The 19,804-nt window shown below is 68.6% G+C and carries 18 protein-coding genes; 11 read left to right on the forward strand and 7 right to left on the reverse strand.

Annotation, left to right across the window (positions count from 1 at the left end; translation table 11 throughout):
* Positions 1-39: 39 nt before the first annotated feature.
* The 4 genes from MED15_RS05210 to MED15_RS05225 all read left to right on the forward strand — a co-directional run bounded on the left by MED15_RS05210 (position 40) and on the right by MED15_RS05225 (position 5,508).
* Positions 40-1,029 (forward strand): hypothetical protein, encoded by a 990-nt coding sequence (locus MED15_RS05210; protein ID WP_112583119.1) that lies wholly within the window; start codon positions 40-42, stop codon positions 1,027-1,029.
* A gap of 318 nt (positions 1,030-1,347) precedes the next feature.
* On the forward strand, positions 1,348-2,055 hold the full coding sequence (locus MED15_RS05215) for an SDR family oxidoreductase (protein ID WP_112583118.1): 708 nt from the start codon (positions 1,348-1,350) through the stop codon (positions 2,053-2,055).
* Positions 2,056-3,071: 1,016 nt separating this feature from the next.
* Entirely contained in the window at positions 3,072-5,081 is a 2,010-nt protein-coding gene (locus tag MED15_RS05220; RefSeq protein ID WP_112734883.1) for a hypothetical protein, read from the forward strand.
* Between the two features lie 31 nt (positions 5,082-5,112).
* Complete coding sequence (locus MED15_RS05225; RefSeq protein ID WP_112583116.1) at positions 5,113-5,508, forward strand: hypothetical protein; 396 nt, start codon at positions 5,113-5,115, stop codon at positions 5,506-5,508.
* A gap of 260 nt (positions 5,509-5,768) precedes the next feature.
* Here the strand turns inward: MED15_RS05225 and MED15_RS05230 are convergent, their stop codons facing one another.
* The 3 genes from MED15_RS05230 to MED15_RS05240 are packed head-to-tail and all read right to left on the reverse strand — an operon-like array spanning position 5,769 to position 8,367.
* Positions 5,769-6,329: a GerMN domain-containing protein gene (locus MED15_RS05230; protein ID WP_112583115.1), complete on the reverse strand. Its 561-nt coding sequence runs from the start codon at positions 6,327-6,329 to the stop codon at positions 5,769-5,771.
* On the reverse strand, positions 6,326-7,681 hold the full coding sequence (locus MED15_RS05235; RefSeq protein ID WP_112583114.1) for a sensor histidine kinase: 1,356 nt from the start codon (positions 7,679-7,681) through the stop codon (positions 6,326-6,328). Before MED15_RS05235 ends, MED15_RS05230 begins: the two co-directional genes overlap by 4 nt.
* The gene (locus MED15_RS05240) at positions 7,678-8,367 is read right to left on the reverse strand and encodes a response regulator transcription factor (protein WP_112583113.1); all 690 of its coding nucleotides are present in this window, start codon (positions 8,365-8,367) and stop codon (positions 7,678-7,680) included. The genes MED15_RS05235 and MED15_RS05240 overlap by 4 nt, the downstream gene beginning before the upstream one ends.
* Before the next feature lie 155 nt (positions 8,368-8,522).
* On the opposite strand from MED15_RS05240, the gene MED15_RS05245 reads away from it, so the two are divergent.
* The 5 genes from MED15_RS05245 (at position 8,523) to nhaA (ending at position 12,116) form a co-directional block, all read left to right on the forward strand.
* Complete coding sequence (locus MED15_RS05245; protein WP_112583112.1) at positions 8,523-8,927, forward strand: STAS domain-containing protein; 405 nt, start codon at positions 8,523-8,525, stop codon at positions 8,925-8,927.
* Between the two features lie 151 nt (positions 8,928-9,078).
* Entirely contained in the window at positions 9,079-9,690 is a 612-nt protein-coding gene (locus MED15_RS05250) for an STAS domain-containing protein (protein ID WP_112731004.1), read from the forward strand.
* A 174-nt stretch (positions 9,691-9,864) separates the two neighbouring features.
* Positions 9,865-10,140 (forward strand): GlsB/YeaQ/YmgE family stress response membrane protein, encoded by a 276-nt coding sequence (locus MED15_RS05255; protein ID WP_112583110.1) that lies wholly within the window; start codon positions 9,865-9,867, stop codon positions 10,138-10,140.
* Between the two features lie 170 nt (positions 10,141-10,310).
* Positions 10,311-10,610 carry a BON domain-containing protein gene (locus MED15_RS05260; RefSeq protein WP_112583109.1) on the forward strand — a complete coding sequence of 100 codons (300 nt, stop codon included), beginning with the start codon at positions 10,311-10,313 and terminating at the stop codon, positions 10,608-10,610.
* A 186-nt stretch (positions 10,611-10,796) separates the two neighbouring features.
* Entirely contained in the window at positions 10,797-12,116 is a 1,320-nt protein-coding gene (gene nhaA, locus MED15_RS05265) for a Na+/H+ antiporter NhaA (RefSeq protein WP_112726910.1), read from the forward strand.
* 6 nt (positions 12,117-12,122) lie between these two features.
* Here nhaA and MED15_RS05270 read toward each other — a convergent pair whose 3' ends face one another.
* The 3 genes from MED15_RS05270 to MED15_RS05280 are packed head-to-tail and all read right to left on the reverse strand — an operon-like array spanning position 12,123 to position 14,925.
* Positions 12,123-13,172, reverse strand: coding sequence for a PucR family transcriptional regulator (locus MED15_RS05270; RefSeq protein ID WP_112583107.1), 1,050 nt, complete (start codon positions 13,170-13,172; stop codon positions 12,123-12,125).
* Between the two features lie 60 nt (positions 13,173-13,232).
* Complete coding sequence (locus MED15_RS05275) at positions 13,233-14,021, reverse strand: ABC transporter permease subunit (RefSeq protein ID WP_112583106.1); 789 nt, start codon at positions 14,019-14,021, stop codon at positions 13,233-13,235.
* Positions 13,999-14,925, reverse strand: a complete 927-nt coding sequence (locus tag MED15_RS05280) for an ABC transporter ATP-binding protein (protein WP_112602367.1) — start codon at positions 14,923-14,925, stop codon at positions 13,999-14,001. The genes MED15_RS05275 and MED15_RS05280 overlap by 23 nt, the downstream gene beginning before the upstream one ends.
* Positions 14,926-15,197: 272 nt before the next feature.
* Between MED15_RS05280 and MED15_RS05285 the strand changes: the two genes are divergently transcribed.
* Both MED15_RS05285 and MED15_RS05290 read left to right on the forward strand, forming a co-directional pair.
* On the forward strand, positions 15,198-16,088 hold the full coding sequence (locus tag MED15_RS05285; RefSeq protein ID WP_112602368.1) for an ABC transporter ATP-binding protein: 891 nt from the start codon (positions 15,198-15,200) through the stop codon (positions 16,086-16,088).
* Positions 16,085-17,686: an ABC transporter permease gene (locus MED15_RS05290; RefSeq protein WP_146766686.1), complete on the forward strand. Its 1,602-nt coding sequence runs from the start codon at positions 16,085-16,087 to the stop codon at positions 17,684-17,686. Before MED15_RS05285 ends, MED15_RS05290 begins: the two co-directional genes overlap by 4 nt.
* 203 nt (positions 17,687-17,889) lie before the next feature.
* Here the strand turns inward: MED15_RS05290 and MED15_RS05295 are convergent, their stop codons facing one another.
* Positions 17,890-19,185 (reverse strand): cation:proton antiporter, encoded by a 1,296-nt coding sequence (locus MED15_RS05295; RefSeq protein WP_225855011.1) that lies wholly within the window; start codon positions 19,183-19,185, stop codon positions 17,890-17,892.
* Between the last annotated feature and the right edge of the window lie 619 nt (positions 19,186-19,804).

Below are 19,804 nucleotides of genomic sequence, written 5' to 3' on the forward strand. Positions count from 1 at the left end.
CGGGCTCGCACCAACATTCGGGCCATAGGATTCACTTCTATGGTCCGTACCACGCCTCCGCGTCCCCTAGCCCTCACCGAACTCTTCCCCGAACTGCGGGAACATTCCATCACCGCTACCCGCCTGCATCCCCGACCCGGCGCTCCGACCATTACGGACAGTTCGGTCGGCGGACCGCTGCTATGGCCGGCCGACGAGGTATGGCCGGTCTGCGACGACGCCAGGGCGCACGAGCCATGGAACCTGACGACCCCGGCCGCCCTGCACCGCAGGCGGGAGATCTTCGCGACCGCAGAAGCTCGGGAGCCGCTGCCGGGCGGAGACTTCTTGACTGCGGAGGAGCGGGCCGAGCTCGATGCGGCCGACGCTCTGGACCTGGACGACCTGATCGAGGTTCCCATCCCGTTGGTTCCGGTCGCGCAGTTGTACCAACGAGATATCCCGGACTACGTCGGTCCGGACGGCACCGACCTGCTCCAGGTGCTGTGGTGCCCGGTGGACCACTCGGACCGGCACTACAGCCCTCGCGTCTTTCTCTACTGGCGCGACAGTTCCGCCGTCGGCCCGCTGCTCGAAGCACCTCCCGAGCCGCCGGTGATCAGTGACATGTACCTGCCGCTTCCGTGCGTGGTGCACCCGGAGCAGGTCCGCGAGTACCAATACGCCGACCTGCTCCCCGATGACCTACGCGAGCGGCTCGACGAGTGGGATGACGACGAAGACGAGAGCCGTCCCCACTATCAGAGCGACTTGTCGCTGGCGCCGGGATGGAAGGTCGGCGGGTACGCGAACTGGTCACTGACCGATCCGTACCCGATGGACTGTGCTGCCTGCGGCACCACGATGACCTTGATTCTCACGGTCGGCTCCAGCGACTGGAACGGCATGCATTGCAGCTGGCGCCCGTCCGAGGAGAATCCGACCGCGTCCCCAGACACCGTCGGCGTGCAGATCGGGCGCGGCTACTCGCTGTACACCTTCTGCTGCCCCGAATCAATCGATCATCCCCCGGCCACCGCTATGCAGTGACGCGGCATCCCTCCATGGCGTGCCGACAAGCTGGTCGTCCGCTACGAAGCCCCATCCAACTCGCCGCCATCGACGAATGGCTGTGACGGATTTGAACACATGCCCTGGACCGGGGCACCTTCTAGTGCAGTCACCGTCGGGCCACCGGTCGAACGGCTCGCTCACCGGCAGCGCGATCCCTTCGTGCCTCGGCAGCTCGGCTGGGCGTTACCGGCCGCACCCGGGTCGCCCGGAGCCGAGCGCCGCCGACACGGGCGAGCGTGATTCACCTCGCACAAGTTTGCCCCTGACGTCAACGTGAGGTTTTAGCGTGGCGATATGCAAATCAACGGCTCAACAGCTCTCGTGACCGGAGCTAACCGCGGCCTCGGCAAGGCCTTCGCCGAGGCCCTCCTCGCCCGGGGCGCCACCGTCTTTGCGACCGCCCGTCGCCTGGAAAGCATCGACATCCCCGGTGCCGTCGCGCTCCAGCTGGACATCACGGATCCCGCGTCCATCGAGGCCGCCGCAGGCAAGGTGGGCGACCTCGACATCCTCATCAACAACGCCGGCACCTCCACTGAAGCCCCGCTGCTCGGCCCCTCCACGGAGAACATCCGCCGCGACCTCGACACCAACTTCTGGGGCACTCTCAACGTCACCCGCGCCTTCGCGCCCAGGCTGGCCGGTGGCGCCATCCTCAACGTCATCTCGGCGCTGAGCTGGTACACCTTCAGCCCCGGCAGCAACGGCTACGCCGCCTCCAAGGCCGCGGAGTGGTCCCTGACGAACGGCATCCGACTCGAGTTGGCCGACCAGAAGACTCTGGTCACCGCCCTGGCGCTGGCGATCGCCGACACGGACATGATGGCTGGCGTCGACATCCCCAAGCTCGCGCCCCACGAGGTGGTCGCCCAGGCCCTCGACGGACTGGAAGCAGGCAAGATCGAAGTCATCGCTGACAAGCCCACCGCCAACGTCAAGGCCTCCCTCTCCCGCGATCCCGCCGACTTCTACGCCGACATCACCGGCAACCTCTTCGCCTGACTTCACCGGTAATCCGCCTGCCGGAGTAAGCGGCTTGGTCAACGGGCGTACGCCCGGCGGGCGGCCCGGATTCTCATGAAGCCGGGCCTCCGCCTGACCGCCGCAGGGGTGCGGACGTCGAGCGAAGTCCTGAGGGTCGTGATCGGCTTCGTGGTCTTGAAGCTGGCGCCCCCAAGGTGCGGCCGAGAGCTCCGGGAGGTCACTGGTCCGGTGCGGTGTGTCCGGGCGTCGGGATCACGTCGAGCGCGGCCATGGCCTCGCCGGTCCAGGGTGATCGCGCTCACGGACAGGTTCTCGTCTAAGGGACGTCTCGTAATGGCTGCGCCGCCGCCAGGGCTACGATCGGCCGTGCAGTTCGGGATCTCGGAGTTGGGTGAGGCCGCAGCCTTGGATGCTGCCTTCCCACGTCGTCTCGGTGACGACGTGCGGGAAGCGTTGGCAGTCCTACCGCCGGCGCCGAACGCGCCGACGCCGCCGTTCCGTGTGCTGGTCGATGGTGAGCCGGTCCTGATTCCATACCGGATCTACTTTGACGAGCCGTCCGTTGCTGCGGAGGCGGCGAGATTCTGCTGGTCATTCGGCGAGTTCTCGCGCCGGAGCTGGTTGTTCCGCACAGCCCCACGGACGCCGTCTACGGGCGATTTGCCGCCGAGAACCCGGCTTTCGTGGCGCTCACCGGCCGGCGGATCGCCAGCTACTGGGACTGTTGCCACCGACGGCACTATCCCACGCTGATCGACTACCCAGGGCACACCGTGATGGCAGCGCTGCAGGCGGCGGCACCGAGGCATGGCGTCTCGGACGGTGATGCAAGTTAGCCGACTTCCCGCGCCCACCCGCGATGTCGCACGCAGTCGTGTTGACCGTCGGCGCCCGGCACCCCACCGCCGTACGCGCTCCGGTCGACTGACCGCCGGCCACCGGCGCCCGCCCGTGACCGTGCGGACAGCCGCAAACGCGTTTCTCCGATTGACGTTCGCTGCGTAGCATCTCCGGCGATCAAGGGGGATGAAACGGTGGGCAATTTCCAGCAGTTCGTGGCGGATGTGACCTCGCGGCTGTCCACGATGTCCAGGGGTGAGTTGTACGCCGTCGGCGACGGTCTCGACGGGGACTCACTCTGGCTCACCTTTCTCGACTCCTTCCCCGCCGGCACCAATCTGCGGTTCCGTGAGCGATCCGAGTACGACTGCTCGACCTGCCGCGGTTTCATCAAGCACTTCGGCAACGTCGTCGAGATCCACGACGGGCGGGTCCGTACCGTCTGGTCCGGGGTGTCGGCATCCGACCCGGTCTTCTCCGTCGTCGCCGCCGCTCTGGACGAGTTCGTTCTTTCGCTCCCGTTGTCCACCATCTTCCGGTCCACCCAGGCGCAGTACGGGACGAAGACCACCCGAACGCTGCGCGACGGCCAGGTCGAGGTGTGGCACCACCTGCACGGCCGGGTGGACGAGCGGCATCGCATCGAGGACGTCGGCGCGGCACGGGGCAACTTTGAAGCCGCGGTGCAGGTCTTCCAGCGTGGCCTGGCCGAGCTGACCCGGCACGCTCTGGACACCGTCGTCGACCTCGTCGACGACAACGCCCTCTACCGCGGCGCGGAGCATCGCCGGGCGGTGATCGAGTTCCGCTCGCTGCAGAACCGGTGGACCCAGGCGACCGACCGGCGTGCCTTCGTCTTCGCCAACGCCATGAACCCGGCGGCCCGGTTCCGCAACACGGTGATCGGCACCCTCGTCCAGGATCTCGCCGCGGGCGTCGACCTGGAGCAGGCGGTCCGGTCGTTCGAGGCGAAGGTGGCGCCGCAGAATTACCAGCGCCCGACGGCGTTGATCACCCCGGGCATGGTCAAGGCCGCCATGAGGACCATTGCCGAGCTGGGCATCGAGGAGTCGTTGCAGCGACGGTTCGCCCAGCTGTCCGACGTGTCGGTCACCAACGTGCTGTGGGTCGACAACGACACCCAGGCACGGATGAAGGACGGCATCGAAGGGCTGCTCATGCAGGCGGCCACCATCCGGTCGTCAGGTGCGCTCCTTCGCGACGCCAAGCCGGAGGAGATCCCCGTGGTCTCCTTCATGAAGGACGTCCTGCCCGGCGCCGCCACGATCGACCTGTGGGTCGCCAACACCTACGAGCCGCACCTCGTCAGCCTCACCACCGGCCGGCGCCCGGCTGCTCCGCGGTTGTTCAAGTGGGACAACGATTTCGGCTGGTCGTACGGCGGCAACGTCACCGACTCGATCAGGGAGAAGGTCAAGCGGGCCGGCGGCAACGTCACCGGCAAGCTGCGGGTGAGCCTGTCCTGGTTCAACCACGACGACCTAGACCTGCACGTGTACGAACCCAACGGCGACCACATCTGGTACCAGGAGAAGCGCAACAAGCTGGACGTCGACATGAACGCCAGTGGGACGCTCTCCCGCGAGCCGGTGGAGAACGTCACCTGGACCGACCGTGTCGCCGACGGTGAGTACCGGATCGAGGTGAACCAGTACCGCAAGCGGGACAGCACCCAGGTCGGCTTCGTGATCGAGACAGAGAGCAACGGGAAGATCGAGCATTACAGCCACGAGCGCGCGGTCGGCCACAAGGAGACCGTCGAGGTGGGCCGGATGACTGTTGCCGGCGGGGTGATCACCGCTTTCCGGCCGGGTAAGGACGTGCATCCGGGCAGTGCGGGCAAGGAGTTGTGGGGCATCACCACCGAACAGTTCGTACCGGTGTCCACCATCATGTACTCGCCGAACTACTTCGACGACAACGAGGTCGGCAACCGGCACTACTTCTTCATCCTGAAGGGGTGCGTGAACGACCAGCCGACGCGGGGGATCTACAACGAGTTCCTCCGCAGCGACCTGCAACCGCACCGCAAGGTGTTCGAGGTTCTCGGCGACCGCACCAAGTGCGAGCCGTCTCCAGATCAGCTGTCCGGCCTCGGCTTCAGCTCCACGGTCCGCAGCTCTGTGGTCGCCAAGGTGACCATGACCGGCGGCCGGCGCCGCCTCATCAGCATCCAGTTCTGATTCCCTATCCAGATATTCCAGAGAGGCTACCGTGACCATTTTCGAGAAGGCCACACGGGAGAAGTTCCGCTATCCGTCGGCCAAGGGACTGCTGACCACGGAACAGCTGTGGGAGCTTCCGCTGACCGCCCGGTCCGGCTTCAGCCTCGATGATGTGGCCAAGGCGGTCAACGCCGAACTCAAGGCCGTCGACACCGAGTCGTTCGTGGCCACCGAGGCCAATCCGGCCAAGGCAACCTTGGAGACCAAGCTGGAGGTCGTCAAGCACGTCATCGCCGTCCGCCTCACGGAGGACCAGGCGGCGAAGGAGGCGGCGGCCAAGAAGCTGGAGAAGGAGAAGCTGTTGGCGGTCCTGGGCCGCAAGCAGGACGCGGTCCTGGAAAACCTGACCGAGGCAGACCTACTGGCCCGAATCAACAACCTGTAGCCCGCCGACAATCAGCGTCTGCCAGCGGGCCCGCACATCGCCGAGAAGTACGGTCGCCATGCAAGACCTGTGCGGCCAGGCCGGCACTGGCGGCGACATCGTCACTGCCGGCCAATGGTTTGCGGGACAAGCGTCCCGGCCGGTCGGAGCAACGCCAGGTTCTTTCGATCGTCATCGCATCTGAGCGGTGAGCGATGGCACACAGTTATGAGCCCTGGGTGTACCTCCTTTCGTGGGCCGCCATCCCGACATGGGCCGGCTCACCGTGGGGTGATCAGTGGGGCGTAGTCGGCTCGGCTGAGCGGCTGTTCGGACAGTGAACCGTCGGCGCGGGGCACGCCCAACGGCCTGCCGTCGCGCAGGAACGTCACGCTGGTGACGTCATCGCGGCTGGTGAGGGTGCAGACGATCTGCCCGAAGGCGAGGACTTCGTCGCTGCGCCCGGCGTCATCGCCGGGTTCGTCGACCGTGACGCGCGCCTGGGTGCCGGTCACTGTCGCACCGGCGGCGTTGACCGCCCCCGGCAGTGCGCTGGTCAGGTCGGTGTCGCGTTCGCCCTCGGTGGGTCCGGCGAGCAGGTGCCGCAGGTGGTCCTCGATGGTGGGTAGGCGGTCCACGCGCCGGAGCACCGGGACGATCCGGTTGTCGCGAACCAGGCAGAGGGTTTCGGTGGCCGGGCCGGCCGGTGCCGTGTCGGCGGGGTCGGAGGTCGGGAACGGCCCGCGCGGCGGTTGTACGGGGCGGGGGGCGTTGTCGGTGGGGATGCCGCAGCCGGTCAGCAGCGCGACGAGCCCCACGGCGAGAAATCGGCGATGGTTCACGTCAGGCTCTCCGGCAGCGTGATGCGGAAGCGGGCGCCCCCGCCGGGGCGGTCGGTGACCGTAACGTGTCCGCCGTGTGCGGTGGCGTGCTGGGCGACCAGCGCGAGGCCGAGTCCGGTGCCGTCGCCGGCACCCCGGGTGTGGGCGGCTCGCCCTCGAACGAAACGGTCGAAGATTACCTCACGGTCCTCGAGGGGCACACCCGGACCGTCGTCGTCGACCTCGATGACGCCCGCGCTGCCGTCGCGATCGAGCAGGACACACGTCGGCCCACCCCCATAGGTGACGGCGTTGTCCAACAGGTTCGCCAGCACCTGCGCGACACGCCGCCGCTCGACCAGCCACGTCGCGGACACCTCTGGTGCGAGGCGGACGATTGACGCGGGCAGGTCCAGGGCATGGCAGGCGTCTCTGGCCAGCGCCACGACATCGACGGGAGCACGGTGGGCGGGCTGGTCGCTACGAGCCAGGTCGATCAGATCGTTGACGAGCCGCTGAAAACGGTCGATCTCGTCGGCGACCAGCCCCGCCGCGATCGCCGTTCGCTCGTCCTGCTGTTCACGACGACGGGCCAGAACACTGGCCGCCGCCGCGAGAGTCTGCAGCGGCGAGCGCAGCTCGTGGCTGACGTCGGCGGCGAAGCGCCGGTCCCGCTCGATGCGCCGGGCGAGCTGGTCGACCATCTGGTTGAACGATGAGGACAACCGGGTCAGGTCAGGGTCGGTGGCCGGGTCCAGCCGGGCGGTGAAATCACCGGCGGCGATCTTCTCCGCCGCGTCGGCGACCGCCGTCAGCGGGCGCAGCCCGTGCCGGGTGGCGTACCAGCCCAGGGCCGCGCCGGAGCCGGCGACCATGATCGCGACGGTGGTCAGCGCGAGCGCCAGGACCTGGAAAGTCTGTTCCAGCTCGCGCAGCGAGTTGACCTCGAAGTACGTCGCCGTCGCTGACAGAGGCACGCCGACGACCAAGGCGGGCTGGTCGTCGACGCGTACCCGCTGCACGGCGGGTTTGCCGGCGGTGACGACCCGGCGCAGCTCGACAGGGATGGCGGCGGTGGTGCCGGGGTCGGCGGTGCGGGCATACCACTCGCCGTCCAGGTGCAGCACCGGCCGCCGACTCCCGCCCGTGTCCAGCGACCGAAGCACCTGTACGACGTCGGGGGTCTCGGTGTCGATCCCGGCGCGGACGACGGTCGCGTCGAAGTACGCGGCGCGCAGGGCGGCGCGTTCCCGCTCGTCGAGCAGGGATCGGCGGGTCAGATCGTAGGAGATCAGGGCCATCGACGCCGAGAGCAGGAGCGCGCCGACCGCGAACGCGGCGGTCACCCGGGTACGCAGCCCGAGGCGTCTCATCGCTGCAGCTTGTAGCCCAGGCCCCGCAGGGTGACCAGGTGCCGGGGGTTCGCCGGGTCTGACTCGATCTTCTGCCGCAACCGGCCGACGTGCACGTCGACGAGCCGTTCGTCGCCGCTGTCGTACCCCCAGACCCGTTCGAGCAGTTGCTGGCGGGACAGCACCCGACCGGCGTGTTCGGCCAGCTCGCACAGCAGCCGGAATTCGGTACGGGTGACCGGTACGGGTTGGCCGGCTCTGCGCACCTCTCCCCCGTCAGGGCTGATCTCCAGCTCGCCGACGACGAGCACTGGCACCGGCTCCGGCGTGTGCCCAGCGACGCCGCTACGGGCCCGGCGACGCAGGGCGCGCAGCCGAGCGGTCAGTTCCTTGATCGCCACCGGCTTGACGACGTAGTCGTCGGCGCCGGCCTCCAGGGCGGCGACAATGTCGTGGGTGTCGTCGCGGGCGCTGACCACCACGATCGGGACATCGTCGTCACGGCGCAGTTGCCGAATGCATTCGAAGCCGTCGAGACCGGGCAGCATCAGGTCGACCAGCACGTAGTCGGCGGGGTCGCGGCGCTGAGCGCGCAGCCCCTCCTCGGCCGTGGCCGCGCCCACCGCGTCGTAACCCTCGTCCTCCAGTGCGAGCAACAACGCCAAGCGGATGCGGTCGTCGTCCTCGATCACCAGTACGGCCGTCATACCCGGCATCATCCCCAGACGACCGGCTCGGAGGCCAACCGTGGCGGCCGGTTGGCTGATTTGTCACGGAACTGTCACAGATCTGCGTGGTGGCCGCCAAACCCGCCCGGCAGGGTGACAGGCGACCGGATCCGCGGAGGGAGAGGGGTGTGCCTGTGACAGGGCCACTGGCAACCACGCCATGCACGCTGCCGCTGGTCGAGGTGCGCGTCGCGGAGTTCGACCTTGCCTGCCTGCCGGCGACCGGAGCCGTGTTCGACCGCCTGCTCGCCCTGCATCCCGCACAGGTGGTGGTCGACCTGTCTGGGTGCCGGCACATTGACGCCGCTGCCATCGGCCTCCTCCTCGATGTGCACCGGCGGTTGGCCCGTGCCGACGGGGTGCTCACCGTCCGCGATCCGAACCCGCGCATCCGGCGCATCCTGCAGGCCGCCCGCCTGGACCAGATCCTGCCGGTCGTCGACACTGCCCCGTCGTCGCCGCCCGGCGGGCAGGCACCCATCCGCACACAGCCGACGCTGGTCGCTCATGGTCGCGCGTCGGTAAAAGTCGCTCACTGACGACCGCCCAGCGGGCTTCCCTGCCCACCATCGGGCGTAACGGCTATCAGCGCCGGAAACATCACGCTCGAGAGCCGGCCTCCGCATCAGCTCTGCACGATCGCCGTGTCCCACCCCATCGGTAGACATGGCCCCAGGAAGGACCAGCAGAATGACCGTTGTCCCGGACGACCATCTGATGACCCTGATCTGCGACACCTGCGGCGACAGCGTCAAGGCCACCGCGTGCGTGCTCCCCGATGCCGAGGTCGTCTGGACCCTGGTGTCCGAACAGGGTTGGAGCGGTTCCCCGTTCGCCACTGGCCCGCACCGCTGCCCGCACTGCAGTCTGCTGCCGCTCCCCGGTGGCGGCAACGCGTCGTGCGGCGACCATGGTCCTGGTGGCATCCTCGGCATCGACCACCTCGACGACGTGACCGTTGTCGCCGCCGGCGGTGACGTCGATCTCGACACCGGGGACACCCTGCGCACCGCCCTGCGGCACGCGGCGGACATGGGCGGACACGTCGTGGTCGACCTGAGCCGAGTACACCTCATCGACTCCACCGGCCTCGGTCACCTCGTCCGCGCCCACCGCGAAGCCCGAGATCGTGGGGCCACCCTCTGCCTGGCCGCACCGTCGCGGTTCATCCGCACCGTCCTGCACACGATGCGCCTGGACGGAGCCTTCCCCATCTTCGACAGCCGCGAAGACGCCCTCGCCCAACTGTCCAAGGGGTCGGTGTCGGAACGGCCAACCGCCACCGCCGCCACCCGTTATTGATCTCACTCCTCCGGACCGAAGGCATCCTCGCCGCCGGCAGCGACAACCGACACCCCTGGCATCGGATCACAAGAAGCCAGTGGCCATTCGAATGGCCGCTGATGGCGCGGCGAGTCTCGAGAACCGGCCCTCAATTGTCGTAGCACTCGTACTTGAAGGAGATCGAGGGAGCCCATGAGCATCGTTGGTCTCGTCACCGCGCTCCTCGTCGGCGTCGCTGTCGGCCTGCTCGGCAGGCTCGTCGTCCCAGGACGCCAGGAGGCCCCGATCTGGCTGACAGTGTCCGTCGGGGTGGTCGCCGCGCTGGCGGGCAGCATTGTCGCCCGTCTCGCGGGTGTCGATACCAGCACCCTCAACCTCCTGAACCTGGTCGTCCAAGCCGGCCTCGCCGGCATCGGCGTTGTACTCGTCGTGGCCACCGCCAGGCCCGACCCATCCGACTCCCCCTGAACGGGAGACGCGACGCAGCGCCAGCACCAGAAGGCCAGCCCCAAGCACGGTCAGGCCGGTTTCCGTTCAAGTTCATGAGTCCCATCCGATCGGGTTTCTGACCGGCCTGAGGACGTCACTGGCTCGCCGTCCCTATCCCGTCCGGCCTCGTCACAATCAAGGAGCTGACCATGTACATGCCATGGCCGTTGCCCGATGAGAACTGGTTCGCCGACACCTCGCGCCAGCCCGAGCCGGACCACGAGGACCTGAGACTTGAGGCGCTGGTCGCGCAGCGATTGAGCATCGACTGGACCACGCGGCGCCAACAGATCACCGTCGCCGTGCAGAACCGAGTCGTCATCCTCGCCGGCGTGGTGAGTAACGCGAACGCGCGGCAGGTCGCGGCGGACCTCGCCTACGACGTGCCGGGCGTCTTCGACATCTGCAACACACTGCGGCTCAGCGGCCCGCGGCGTAGCCACCGGTGACTCCGGCTCAGAGCCACATCGAAGGCGCGAATGACCGGTCAGGCTGCACGCTGCCCAGCCGTGGATGACACGCTCCTGTTCTCAGGCGCGGTGACAGGCTGATGGTCGTCGTTTGGCTAACGTAGTAGCCGGTGTGCCGGGAAGACTGGTCGGCGATTTCGTTACCGACCCCACCGGAGGACCACGATGAGCCGCCCCCCGGCTAACGGCACGCCACTCCTGCTCAGCCGCAGGAGTTGGCCTGAGGTACGTCGGATCGGAGATATTCTCCGGACCGAAACGGTCGGTGGGGTGCTGCTGCTGGTCGCCGCCGTGCTCGCTCTCGCCTGGGCGAACTCGCCCTGGTCCGACGCGTACCGCTCACTCGCCGACGTCACCGTTGGCCCCGAGGCGCTGCATCTGGACCTCTCATTGGCGCAGTGGGCCGCCGATGGCCTGCTAGCGATCTTCTTCTTCGTCGCCGGGCTGGAGCTCAAGCGCGAGTTCGTCGCCGGTGATCTACGCGAGCCCCGCCGAGCGATGCTGCCCGTCGCCGCCGCGCTCGGCGGAATGACGCTGCCGGCGCTGATCTACGTGGCGTTCAACGTCGGGGCCGGCGACGGGGCGTTGACCGGATGGGCGATCCCGACCGCCACGGACATCGCGTTCGCCCTCGCCGTGCTCGGCGTGATCAACACCAGCCTGCCCTCGGCGATGCGCACGTTTCTGCTCACCCTCGCGGTGGTCGACGACCTGCTTGCCATTGTGATCATCGCGGTCTTCTACACCAGTTCACTGCACTTCGGGCCGCTGCTGCTCGCGCTGGCCCCGATGGCGCTGTTCGGTCTGCTGGTTCAGCGCCGGGTGCGGTCCTGGTGGCTGCTGCTTCCGCTGGCCGTCACGGCGTGGGCGCTGGTGCACGCCTCCGGCGTGCATGCCACCGTCGCCGGGGTCGCGCTGGCCTTCACCGTTCCGGTGCTACGCCGCAAGCCGGGACCTGGCCCTGGCCTGGCGGAGCACTTCGAACACCGCATCCGGCCCCTGTCAGCCGGGGTCGCGGTCCCGGTTTTCGCGTTCTTCGCCGCCGGAGTCTCGGTTGCCGGGGCGGGTGGCCTCGGCGCGACCCTGACCGACTCGGTCGCTCTGGGCGTGATGGTGGGGTTGGTGGTGGGCAAGGCGGCTGGCGTCCTCGGTGCCACCTGGCTCGTGCAGCGGTTCACCCGGGCCCGGCTCGCGGAAGGGCTCGCCTGGTGGGACATGGTGGGGTTGGCGCTGCTGGCCGGGGTCGGGTTCACGGTGTCGCTGTTGATCGGCGAGCTGGCGTTCGGCGCCGGCACCGAACGCGACGACCACTCCAAGATCGGTGTTCTGCTCGGATCGCTGCTGTCGGCGCTGCTGGCAACCGTCGTCCTCCGCGCTCGTAACCGGCATTACCAGGGTGTCTGCGCGCTGGAGGAGCGCGACAGCGACGCCGACGGGGTGCCGGACGTCTACGAGGAACAGCCGACCACGACAAGGCCGTCCTGAGCTCGGCTACGGTGGCCAGCCGAGCAGCCGAGCACCGAGTACGGCTGTTTGCAGGGTGAACCGTTGGGTGGCTTCGCCGGGGTGGTAGCCGGTCAGGTCGCGGATGCGGTCGAGGCGGTAGGTGATCGCGCGGACAGACAGGTGCATCTGCCGAGCGGTCGCGGTGTGGTTGCCCTGGTTGTCGAAGAGCACGGTCAGGGTTTCCAGGTACGGGGCGGCACCGCCGCGAGCCGTGGTCAGTGGCCCGAGGACCGTGGTCACCAGGTCGGTGATGGCGTCGCGGTCACGCAGCAGCACGGGAAAAACCAGCAGGTCGGCAGCATTGAGTACGGGCGTGCTGAAGCCGAGCCTGACGGCGTAGTCGAGGGTTTGGCGGGCCTCGTCGAGGGACGTGGCCAGGCCGTGCACACCAGGCTGGGTGCGGCCGACGGCGATCTGCCAGTTGCCCGTACCGAGTTCGGTCAGAAGCAGGTGGGCGAGTTCGGCCGCGATGCCGCGCAGACCGCCGGCACTGATGCAGACCAAATCGCCGTCGCGCAGGGTGGTGAGGGTGTTGCCTTCGCCGAATCTGGAGGCAAGTACGGCATCGATGCGGTGTGTGATGCCGGAAGTCAGGCCGGCCGCACGGGCGATGAGGACGGTGTGGGTGGCCGACAGGCGGATGCCGTATCGGTGTGCGCGCTCGGCCAGTCCGCCCGGGTCGGCGCGGCCGGTGAGTAGGTCGTTGACGAAGGTGGCGCGTTCGTTGTCGTGGCGATCCAGCTCGGCGCGGTTTTGCCGGGTGTACCCGTCCACGGCGTCGGTGAGCAGGACACGGGCGGTGTCCAGCAGTGTCTCGGCGCGGGAATGCACGGCGACGGCGGTGTCGGTCGACGCGACCGGGGTGGCGTTCCAGTGGGCAGTGGTGGCATCTAGCAGGCCGGTAACGAGCTCGCGCAGCGTCAGCCCTTCGTCCGCTGCGCGGGCACCCAGGTTGACCGCTGCCTGACGCCGGGTACTGGCTGGGACGTACAGCAGATCCTGGCAGTTGGCTGCCAGCCAATTGTCGTCGCTCATGGGCTGTTCCTTGTCGGCGTGCTGGTGGCCGCCGGTAACCGGAGGCCACCAGCCTCAGGTTTACACACCGATGTCGCGGCGGTCGAACACGATGACTCCGGCGATCGTGGTTACCGCACCGAGGAGCACGAGGGTGAGAAGCTCGGGCGGGTGCCAGCCGGTGTGTAGAGGGTCCGTGCCGATGAAGTAGTGAAACGGTGACAGCCATCGCACCCAGTGCCACCCGTCGAGCATGCCGCCGATGGCGTTGGCCATGTAGGTGGCCACGGCAAGGCCACCGGTGATCGCGAGGACCGGAGCACGTTTTCCGGTGGCGGCGCCAACGAGGAAGGCGACGCCGGCGAAGCTCCACACCAGGGCGACCAGGCCGGCGGACGCGGCGGCGACGTTGGACAGGGGGATGTCCATGCCGATCCAAGGGACAATGATCATCAGCAGGATCCCGGGGATGGCGGCGATCCCGGTGAGCGCGCTGCCGGCGGCGCCCACCCGTTGCCAGGCGAAGGCGGTTCGCGAGACCGGGTTGGCCAGCATCAGCTCCATGCCGCCGTCCTCCTCCGGCCGAGCGATCGTGCGGGCTGCCAGCGTGATGGCGCACATCAGGACCAGCAGTGGGCCGACCAGGCTGAAGATGGTCGCCTGCAGATAGCCGGCGGGTGACAGCATGTCGGCGATGCCGAGGAAGTCCAGCATGCCCTGGGGCAGCGCGTCCTGCTTCAGCTCCGCGGCTCCCTGGAACTGGCTGTAGAACGAGGTGTAGATGGCGGTGAAAGCGGCGACGCCACCGGCCCAACCGATCAGTGCCAGGCGGTCGTCACGCCAGGTCTTACGCACCAGCGCGGGAAGCATCGCCGGCTCCTTCCCCGTGGTAGTAGAACGACAGGAACGTCTCTTCCAGGTCGGGCTCGGCCGACAACATGTCCACCACCTCATGACGCGCCGCTGCCTTGATCAGCGGGTCGATGCGGCCGTCAACGGTGCATTTCAGCACCGGGCCGGACACCACCACGTCACTTACTCCGGGCAGGACACTGAACTCCGCCGGGTCCACCGGGTCATCGAAATGAATCTCGACGGCGCGGACCGCCCGCTTCCCCAGTGACTCAACCCGCTCGACCGCGACCAACTGGCCGTCGCGGACGATGGCGACCCGGTCGGCCACCTGCTGCACCTCGGCCAGGACATGAGAGGACATGAAGATGGTCTGCCCAGCACCACTGGCGTCGCGGACCATGGCCAGGAACTCCTGCTGCATGAGTGGATCCAACCCACTGGTCGGCTCATCCAGGACCAGCACCGCCGGCCGGTGCATGAACGCCTGCACCAACCCGACCTTCTGCTTGTTGCCCTTACTCATCGTCCGTACCGAGCGCGAGAGGTCCAGGTCGAGCCGCTCCGCGAGCTCGGTCACCTGCGACCAGGCCACGCCGCCGCGTGCTGCGGCGAAGAAACGCAGCAGGTCTTCCGCCTTGTCCCGCCCGGGAAACACGAGCTCACCGGGCAGATAGCCGATCTGACGGTGCAGCGCGGCCTTGTCGCTGCGCGGGTCGAGCCCGAGCACAGACGCGTGCCCACGAGTGGGGCGCAGAAAGTCCAACAGCAGCCGGATCGTGGTGGTCTTCCCCGCTCCGTTCGGTCCCAGGAAACCCACCACCTCCCCGGCCCGAACCTCCAGGCTGAGCCCCTCGATACCGCGACGCTGACCATAGAACTTGGTCAGGTCCTCGGTGAGTAGAGCGATGTCGCTTGTCATGCCCACATCGTCGTCGGCTTTCCGGCCCGGCATCAGGTCCGCATCCGGCCGACAACTCGCTGATGCCGTTGCCGGACATCGGAAACCACAGCCCGAACGCCGCCAGTGCGGGCCCGCACCATCCTTGACGATGCTCCCTGCGGCGCCAAGGCCGTTCGTAACCGTGCAGCCGGGCGGTCCCCGAGCCTTGGCTGCCGGGAGTACTCTCAGGTCAGGTGCGCCGGGAAGTCTGGTCGGCAGGTCATGTCGTGCTGCGGCTCCTGGAGGCTCCGATGGGCGTTTCTGCCCTGCGCACCGAAAATCTGTCCAAGCGGTACGGGCGGCTACTCGCCCTCGATGACCTCACCCTCGACGTCGCGGCCGGCGAGGTGTTCGGGTTTCTCGGCCCCAACGGCGCCGGAAAATCAACCACGATCCGGCTGTTACTCGGCCTTGCCCGACCCACCTCCGGACAGGCGTGGATCTTCGACACCGACGCCACGGACGTCGCCGCCGCCCACCGCAGGCTCGCCTACGTGCCTGCGGATGTGGCGCTGTGGCCACGAATGACCGGCGCCGAGGTTCTGGACCTACTTGCCCGCATCGGCCCTGGCACGGACACCGCCTACCGCGACGAGCTCGTCCAACGATTCGCACTCGATGTGTCCAAACCGGCCGGCACCTACTCGACGGGCAACCGGCAGAAGGTCGCTCTGATCGCGGCGTTCGCCACCCGGGCGCCTCTGCTGGTGCTGGACGAGCCAACCAGCGGCCTGGACCCGCTCATGGAAATGCAGTTCCGGCAGGCGGTCGGGGTTGCCCGCGACAACGGGCAGACGGTGTTCCTCAGCTCCCACCAGCTCGCCGAGGTCGAGGCCGTCTGCGACCGCGTCGGCATCCTGCGCGCTGGCGAACTGGTCGAGGTGGCGTCCGTCGCGCAGCTGCGTCGACTGCACCACACCGAGGTGGCCGCGACGTTCACCGGCGCGCCACCGGACCTCACCGGCGTCCTCGGCGTCGACGGCCTGCACAGCGATGGCGCCACGACCGTGCGGTTCACCCTGAACGGCTCCCCCGCCGCCGCGCTGCGCGCCCTGGCCGACGCTGACGTGGCAACGATCGTCGTCCGCGAGCAGAGCCTGGAGGAGATCTTCCTCGCCTACTACGGGCAGAACGCCCGATGACCGCGACCACAACGACAGCAGCCCACCCGCAGCGGGCACTGAGAGGGCTCGCAGCGCGCCAGGTACGCCGCGGCGCCCTGGTCGTGACCACCGTATGTGCGGGCATCTCCGCCCTGGTGGTGGCTGGCTACCGCACGGACGCGCTGGATCCGACCGCCCTGGCGGCGCTGGCCCGCAACCCCGCGATCCGCACCCTGTTCGGCGAACCGATCGCACTCGACCAGGCAGGCGGGTTCACCGTGTGGCGCACAGGCACCGTCCTGGCCGTCCTGCTCGGCGTGTGGGCAATGCTCGCCGCCACCCGGATCACCCGTGGTGAGGAGGACGCCGGCCGGTGGAGTCTGTTGCTGTCCGGCCCCACCACCCTCGCCGAGGCTGTCCGCCAGCACCTCGGTGTCCTGGCCGTCGTACCGGTCCTCGTCGGAGCGGCGACCGCGGCGGCGATGATCGCTACGGGAGTGGACGGCCCCGGTTCCTTGTTGCACGGAACCGGGCTCGCTGCCATCGGGCTCTTCTTCGTCGCCGTCGGGGGCGTCACCGCGCAGCTGTTCGTCAGTCGGTCGGCGGCCAACGGCGTCGCGGCCGGCGTCCTGGTCGTCGGGCTCCTCATGCGGATGGTCGGCGACGGTGTACCCACGCTGGCCTGGCTCCGGTGGCTGTCCCCGATCGGGCTCTTGGCGCTCACCCGCCCGTTCGACACCAATCGAGGGCTACCGGTGTCGGTGCTGACGTGCGCCGCAGTGCTGCTAATGGCCCTCGCCAGTCGGCTCGCGGCGCGGCGTGACGTCGGCGCAGGGATTCTTGCTACGGCCGGCAGGCGGCCGGCGCGTACCGCCTTGCTCGGTTCGGTGCGCGCCTTCGCGGTACGGCGCACCACGCGGCCGCTGGTTGCGTGGTCGGCCGGGATCGGCGCGTACTTTTTGCTCCTGGGCCTGATCGCCCGGTCCATGACCGAATTCCTGACCGGCAACCCCCAGTTCGCGACCCTGGCGGCCCAGGCCGGCTTCCCCGCCCTCGGCACTGTCGAGGGCTACGCGGCCACCCTGTACGCGCTGCTGGCCGTTCCGGTCGGGGTGTTCGTCGCCGTGCGGCTCGCCGCCGTCGCCGCGGACGAGAACGCCCGGCGTCTCACCCTGCTGCTGGCCGCACCGGTGACCCGGGTACGGCTGTTGGGCGCCGAGGCGGTCGTCGCTGGCTGCGCCGCGCTGGTCCTGATCACGGTCGCGGGCATCGCCATGTGGGCCGGTACTGCCACTGTTCAGGCCGGCCTTGGGGTCGGCGACGCGCTCGCCGGGGCCTGGAACGTCGTGCCAGTTGTGCTGCTCTGTCTGGGAGCTGCTGTCCTGGCGCTCGGATGGGCACCGCGCGCCGTCGCGGCGATCGGCGCCCTGCCGGCCGCTGGCGGGTTCATCTGGCAGGTCATCGCCGACAGCATCAACGCGCCCACCTGGATCCGTGCGCTGTCCCCGTTCGCGCACCTGGCCGCGGTACCGAGCACCGCACCGGCATGGCCACCAGCGTTGGTGATGGTCGGCATCGCCGCGGCAGGAGTGGTCGCCGGCACAGTCGGCTACCGCCGACGTGACCTGAGTGCCTGACCAGCCCCATCACAAACACGGTAAGGGGTGTGGCGCACTCAGACGTCGCATCACCCACCTGCAGACCGCCGGCTCGGTGGCGTCTCAGAGCGCCGGAGTCATCGTGCGAGCCGTGACCTTGCCGTCATCCCCTGCCATGGTGGCGCTCGCGCTTGACGTCGGCCTCGGTGGCAACGTCATCGCCGTCGGCGCCACCCGCTCCGTTACTTCGCGTTTGCCTGACCGTCCTCGGCCTCACCGTCGATGTCCGGTGCGGCAACGGCCGCAGGGTCGCCGGCAGGCCGACTCGGGACCGCTATCCGCCGACGCACCCGGCGCAGCGCGTCGTGCCAGTTGGGCGTGTCGCGGGTGTCGTCAAAGGCCTGAGCGATCACGACGTCGGTCGAGGAGTGCGCCAGGATCGAGATGACGATCGTGAGCGCGACCAGGTGGAAGATCTCGTCGGCTGCGGCGATGCCAGACTCGATTACCAGCAGGCCGTAGACCACCGAGGCGAAGCCCTTGGGCCCGAACCACATGGCGGCCGCCTGCTCCCGCAGGCTCAGCCCTGAGCGCAGGAACGAGATCCACAGTGCGATCGGACGGGCGACCACGATGGCCAGAACGGCGAAGACCCAACCGGTCCAGGAGATGTCGCCGAGGAACTCCACCGAGATCAGGGCACCGAACACCAGCAGCGCCCCCAGCTTGAGCAATTCGGCGATGTTCTCCCCGAAATGCTCAAACGCCGCACGTTCGCGGGGCCCGAAGGTCGCGACAGTGATACCGGCAGCGAACGCGGCAAGGAACAGATTACCGTGGGTAGCCTTGCCGAGCGCCAGCACCAGCAGCCCGATCGCGACCCCGTTCAGCGGCGCGTACGCCGCCGAGGCAGCGAAGAAGCGTGTTCGCTCCAGCGCGAGCGCCGCCAGCGGCACCAGCACCCCGATCGCCAGGCCGACGGCCAGTTCAGTGGTCAACTCACCCAGGTGCAGGTTGTCGGAGCCGGCCGCGACCGCGAGCAGCACCACCACGAACGGCAGCGCTAGTCCGTCGTTCACCCCGGACTCGACGTTGAGGAGGTGCCGCAGCCGCGCGGGCACCTTGTCGTTGCCGACCAACGCGGCCGCGAACACCGGATCCGTGGGCGCCAGGATCGCCCCGATCAGGAGGGCTTCCGCCCAGCCCAACCCAGCCACGTAATGCGCCAGTACTGCGGTCACCAGCAGCGTCAGCGGCAGGCCCCAGCCCAACGCCCGGCCGGGCAGCCGCCACGCGCTGCGCAGGTCCGCCCAGCCCACGCGCATCCCGTCGGTGAACAGCACCGCGAACAGCGCCAATTCGGCCAGTTGAGCCACGATCGGTGAGTCGGCCTGCAGGTGCAACACCCCGGTGGTGTCCTCGCCAAGGACGAACCCGGCGACCAGGAACAACGCCGCCGTGGACAGGATCGTCCGGTGCGCGAGCGCCGACACGAGCACGGCGGCGAGCAGGACAGCGGCGAAGCAGAGGAGCAGCACAGGAAACCTCCGGGGCGCAGGGTTCAACACGGTGCCGACCAGACTTCCCGGCGCTCCACAGACCTCGCAGATCATAACGGCCCGCCGACGGTGCCGTTCTCGGCGTTCGGAACGCAACGGCTGTGGCCGGGACGCTCGGCGGCCTCACCGACGGCGGCGATCAGGCCCAGCACGACAACGGCATCCAGCGCGGCCGGAGGCGGTGGCCGTCGCGCCAGGTGAACCGTCCGGACCTCGCCACTCTTCCGGCTGGGCTTGCCCCGCACCAGGGCGTTTCCCGAGATTCCGCCGCAGGCGGCTGCCTATGGTTGAACCAGCGCAACGGACATCAAGCGGCTGTGACGGCAAGACGGTCTGGGCTCAGATCAATGGCGCCCGTGCATGACCCCCAGGGCTTCCAAATCGCCGGGGTCGCGAGGGCCAGACGTGACCTCGCAGCCAACGGCGTGCAGTGGTACCGCAGCGCGGCTACACGTCAATAACGACATCCACCACACGCAGCCGGGAGGTTGAGGGCAGCCGGCCCGATAGTCGTCATCAGACCGGCCCGCCCTCACCAGCGGCCACCGGCATGTGCTGCGGCCGGGGCACCCACCGTCAACGGCGTCCGTTGGACCGA

Origin of the sequence: Micromonospora noduli, assembly GCF_003264475.1 — a bacterium.
Classification (GTDB): domain Bacteria; phylum Actinomycetota; class Actinomycetes; order Mycobacteriales; family Micromonosporaceae; genus Micromonospora; species Micromonospora noduli.